The sequence below is a fragment of the Micromonospora rosaria genome (assembly GCF_001567585.1).
Lineage (GTDB): Bacteria > Actinomycetota > Actinomycetes > Mycobacteriales > Micromonosporaceae > Micromonospora > Micromonospora rosaria.
The window spans coordinates 1-4,419 of the sequence record NZ_LRQV01000247.1; the positions used below are offsets into that span (position 1 = coordinate 1).

3 protein-coding genes are annotated in these 4,419 nt (G+C 77.2%); 2 read left to right on the plus strand and 1 reads right to left on the minus strand.

Going from position 1 to position 4,419, the window contains the following annotated elements; all coding sequences use genetic code 11:
• Together AWW66_RS31435 and AWW66_RS31440 are read left to right on the plus strand one after the other, a co-directional pair.
• Nucleotides 1-2,232, plus strand: a 2,232-nt coding sequence (locus AWW66_RS31435; RefSeq protein WP_067374272.1) for an FtsK/SpoIIIE domain-containing protein, incomplete at its 5' end; no start/stop codon positions are given.
• Entirely contained in the window at nt 2,229-2,891 is a 663-nt protein-coding gene (locus AWW66_RS31440; RefSeq protein WP_067374274.1) for a hypothetical protein, read from the plus strand. The genes AWW66_RS31435 and AWW66_RS31440, both read left to right, overlap by 4 nt.
• A 136-nt stretch (nt 2,892-3,027) precedes the next feature.
• On the opposite strand, the gene AWW66_RS31445 is transcribed toward AWW66_RS31440, so the two are convergent.
• A complete protein-coding gene (locus AWW66_RS31445; RefSeq protein ID WP_067374277.1) occupies nt 3,028-4,311 on the minus strand; it encodes a cupin domain-containing protein in 1,284 nt (427 codons plus the stop codon).
• Between the last annotated feature and the right edge of the window lie 108 nt (nt 4,312-4,419).

Genomic DNA, 4,419 nt, shown 5'->3' on the forward strand with positions numbered 1-4,419 from the left:
GAGCCGGTGGTACCGGCGCTGCTGCTGCGCAGCCTGGGCCGGACCGACCCCGGCGCGGTACGGCTGATCGGGTACGACCCGGAGCACCTCGGCGGCGGGCTGGCCGGGTTCGCCCCGCTGACCTCCGCCGGGCTGTTGACCTTCGTCGGCCCCGGCGGGCTGGGTCGGCTGCTGGACGACCTGGTCGAGCAGATCCGCCGGATCAACGAGACCGTGCTGGCCGGCGAGTACGCCTCGCTGCGCGACCTGGCCGCGGCCACCGGTCGCCGGCCGGAGCCGTGGCGGGTGGCGGTGCTGCTCGGCGGCGACGAGCTGAACCGGCACGAGCGGGGGCAGCTCGACCGGGTGGTCCGCACCGGCGCGGCCTGCGGCGTGCACCTGGTGGTCCGGGGCGTGCCGCTGCCCGAGCACCCGACGGTGACCCGGATCGCGGTGGAGCCGGACGGGGTGCGCATCGGCGGGCCGCCCGGCCTGCCGGCCCGGCTCGACCCGCCCCCACCGGCGGCCCTGGTCACCGAGACCTGCCGGGCGGTCGCGGCCACGGTCAACGCCGGCCCGCCCCCGGCGCCCTTCGCCGAGCTGCTGCCCCCGCCCGAGCGGATGTGGCAGGAGGACTCCGCCACCGGGCTGACCGCGCCGATCGGCGAGGCGGCCAACGGCCGGCAGGTGCAGCTCACCCTCGGCGACTACCCGCCACACGCGCTGATCGGCGGCCCGTCCGGCACCGGCAAGACGAACCTGATCTTCGCCTGGATCGGCGCGCTGGCCGCCCGCTACTCCCCCGACCAGTTGGAGTTCTACCTGCTGGACTTCAAGGAAGGGGTGTCCTTCGCCCGGTTCGCCCAGGGCCGGCGCGACCCGAGCTGGCTGCCGCACATGCGGCTGGTCGGGATCAACGTCAACACCGACCGGGAGTTCGGGCTGGCCCTGCTGCGCTTCCTCGCCGAGGAGCTGCGCCGCCGGGCGGACGCGGCGAAACAGCACGAGGTCACCAAGCTCTCCGAGCTGCGGGCGGTGGACCCGGGCGGGCGGTGGCCCCGGATCGTCGCGGTGGTCGACGAGTTCCAGATGCTGCTGGCCGGGCGGGACGTGGTCGCCCGGGAGGCCGCCGACCTGCTGGAGGACCTGGCCCGGCGGGGCCGTTCCCAGGGCATCCACCTGGTGCTCGCCTCGCAGGACGTGCGCGGCATCGAGGCGCTGTGGGGCCGGCCGGCGCTGGTCGCCCAGTTCACCCTGCGGATCGCGCTGCCGAAGGCGCTGCGCATCCTCGCCGAACGCAACGACGCGGCCCAGTCGCTGCCCCGGCACCACGCGGTGGTCAACGCCGAGTCCGGGATGGCCGAGGGCAACCAGGTGGCCCGGATCCCGTCGGCCAGCGACTGGGAGAGCTGGAGCGAGTTGCAGCACCGGCTGTGGCGGATGCGCCCCACCGACGCCGCGCCGGCCCGGCTCTTCGACGGCGACGCGATCCCCCGGCTGGCCGAGGCGCCGGACTTCCGGGCGCTGGACCCGGCCGGGGAGGACCGCCGGACCCCGGTCGCCCTGCTCGGGGAGATCATCGACGTGCAGGCCCGCTCGGCGGTGCTGCGGTTGCCCCGGGCACCCGGCCGGAACCTGGCGGTGATCGGTACCCGGGTGGAGGAGGCGTGCGCGGTGCTGGACGCCGCCGCCCGGTCCCTGGCCCGCCAGCACCGCCCCGGCGAGGCCCGGTTCTCCATCGCCTGCCTCGACCCGGACGCCGACCCGGCCGCCCGCGCGCTCTACGGCGAGCTGGCCGACGACGCGGCCTGGTACGACGAGGAGACCGTGCCGGAGCTGATGGCCGAGACCGCCGACGGGCTGGCCCGGTCGGGTACCGGAGCCACCCCGCACTACCTGCTGCTGTTCGCGGTGGACGCGGCGGCCGGGCAGTTGGCGGCCCGCACCGGCGGGCGGACCGGACTGGAGCAGCTACGCCGCATCCTGCACGACGGGCCGGAGCGGCGGACCCACGTGCTGGCCTGGTGGCGGGGGGTGGCCCGGATGCGGGTGGACCTGGGTGGGCCGGCGGCCCGCACCGACCAGATCGGCGCCTGGGTCGCCCTGGACGTGCAGGGCGGCGAGCTGGGCTCGTCGCTCTACCCGGGCACGGGCGGCCCGGACTGGTACCCGCGCCCGTGGCGTGGGCTCTTCTTCGACCGGTCGGTGCACCGCACCGGGCAGGTCATCATCCCCTACGGGCCGGCCCGATGAACGAACCCGTCACCAGTGACACGTACGCCGCCGAAGTCCGGCGGCTGGCCGAGCTGACCGCCCGGGTGCACACCCAACGGCAGGAGGCCCACCGCTGGCACGACCAGCAGTGCGCCGCCGCCGAGCGCGCGGTCATCGAGGCGACCGAGCAGGTCCGGCGGGCCGAGGCCGAGGTCGAGGCGGCCCGGGAGCTGCTGGAGCGGGTGGACGCCGAGGCGGCGCACCTGTGGCAGCAACTGCGCGACCGGGTCGGCGGCGGCCGGAAGGTGGGGTCGCCACCCGGCCCGGCGCGCGACGCCACCGGCGATCCGCTCCACCTGCTCCAGGGGGTACGGGACCTGCTGGGCCGGGTGGGGCAGCCCGGTGAGCTGCCCGGTTCGGTCAACCCGGTGCTGGTGCTGTGCGGGGTCTTCGGCGCGGCGGTGGCGTACGCGCTGGGGCTGGTGGCCCGCGGGATCGGGCAGAGCACCGGCGGCGACCTGGCGGTGGGCATGCCGGTGCTGGCGCTGGTGGTGACCCTGCTGGGTCCGCTGATCGGGCTGGTGCCGGCGAAGCGCGTGGCGGACCGCCGGCATGCGGTGTTCGGCCCCCGGCCGATGGCCGTGGTGCTGCTCGCCGGCCTGGCCTGCACCACGCTGCTGCTGGTGCTCGGCCGCTGAGCCGGCCCCGGACGGACCACCCGGCACCCTTCCCGGACAACCGGCCATGCCCGGCGCGTCGGGCAACCGGACCGCCCGGCCGACCAGCCCGCCCGGCGGGCCCGACAGCCGGACCGGCGGGCCGGACGGGGGCCGGTCAGGCCGGGACGGCGACCGCCTCGCGGAGCAGTCGACGGGCCAGCACCAGACGGTCGGCGTCGTCCAGGCCGGGCAGCTCGCCGACCCGGGTGACCGCCCCGCCGAGCAGGGCGCGCAGCGCCGGCTCGCAGGCGGTGGGCAGGGTGAGCGTCCGGTCGAACACCCGCAGGGTGACCCGGTCGGCGCCGTCGGACGCGAGCTGCCAGCGCAGTCCGGGCCGGACGGTGAGCCGACTGTCCCCGGTGAGCCCGGCCAGCGCGGCGGCCTGGGCGAGGGGGCGGATCGGCGCGGGCCGGGCGGCGGGCCAGGCGCGCCGGCGCAGCCGGTCGGCGAGCACGGCAGGGTCGGCGCGCAGCAGCCAGTCCCGCAGCGCCTCCACGGTCTCGGTCAGCTCCGGCTCGATCGCGTCCGGGTCGGCCACGTCGGTGCCGAACGGCAGCCCGGCGCGCAGCCGGGGATCCTCGGCGGCCAGCGCCAGCAACTCCTCCACCAGGGCGTACCGGGTCAGCGCGCGGATGCCGACGGTCAGGTGCAGCGAGCTGGACTCCTGCGCCTGGGCGCTGTGCAGCCAGCCCCGGGGCAGGTAGAGGGCGTCGCCCGGCTCCAGCACCACGTCCAGCGCGGCGGCGCCCCGCGCGGTGGCGGAGACCTCGTCGGCCCGGCCGCCCCAGGGCTGGCGTTCCAGCGGGTCGGGCAGCACCGGCGGGTGGATCCGCCAGTGCTTGCGCCCGTCGACCTGGAGCACGAAGACGTCGTGGGTGTCGTAGTGGGTGGCGAAGCCCTGGCTGCCGGCCGGGGTCAGGTAGGCGTTGACCTGCAACGGCTGGGCGAGGGCGGTGCCCAGCTCCCGGGCGAAGTCGACAAGCGCCGGCCAGGTGCGGTGCAGGCCCTGCAGGACCAGGGTGGCGCCGTCGGCGTACTCCTGGAGGACCTTCTCGTCGAGGACCTGGTCGCCGATCTCGGCGCCCGCGCCACCGCCGCCGGTGTACCGGGCCGCCGGGACGAGCTGCCCGTCCCGGGCCACCCGCAGGAAGGGGGTCCGCAGCCCGCGCCGGCTGAGCAGTTCGTCGGCGTCGGCGGGGCTGAACAGGTCGGTGAAGCCGTCCGGGTTGGGCAGCTCGCCGGCGCGGGACAGCAAAGGGGTACGCCCCCAGTGGGCGGTGGCGAACTTGGCCGGTTCGACCGCCACGCAGCGGGCGAGCGCGGCGGCGCAGGCGTCGGGCCGGAGGACGGACGGAACCGCCGGACGGCCGTGGCCGCCCGGCGGGTCGAGGCTGGACACGGCGGGCCGGCTACCGGGCGCTGCCGTCGGCGCCGCCGTCCTGCTGACCGGGGGTCGCGCCGCCGTCGGCCGGACCCTCCGCGCCGCCGTCCGCGCCGCCGTCCTGCT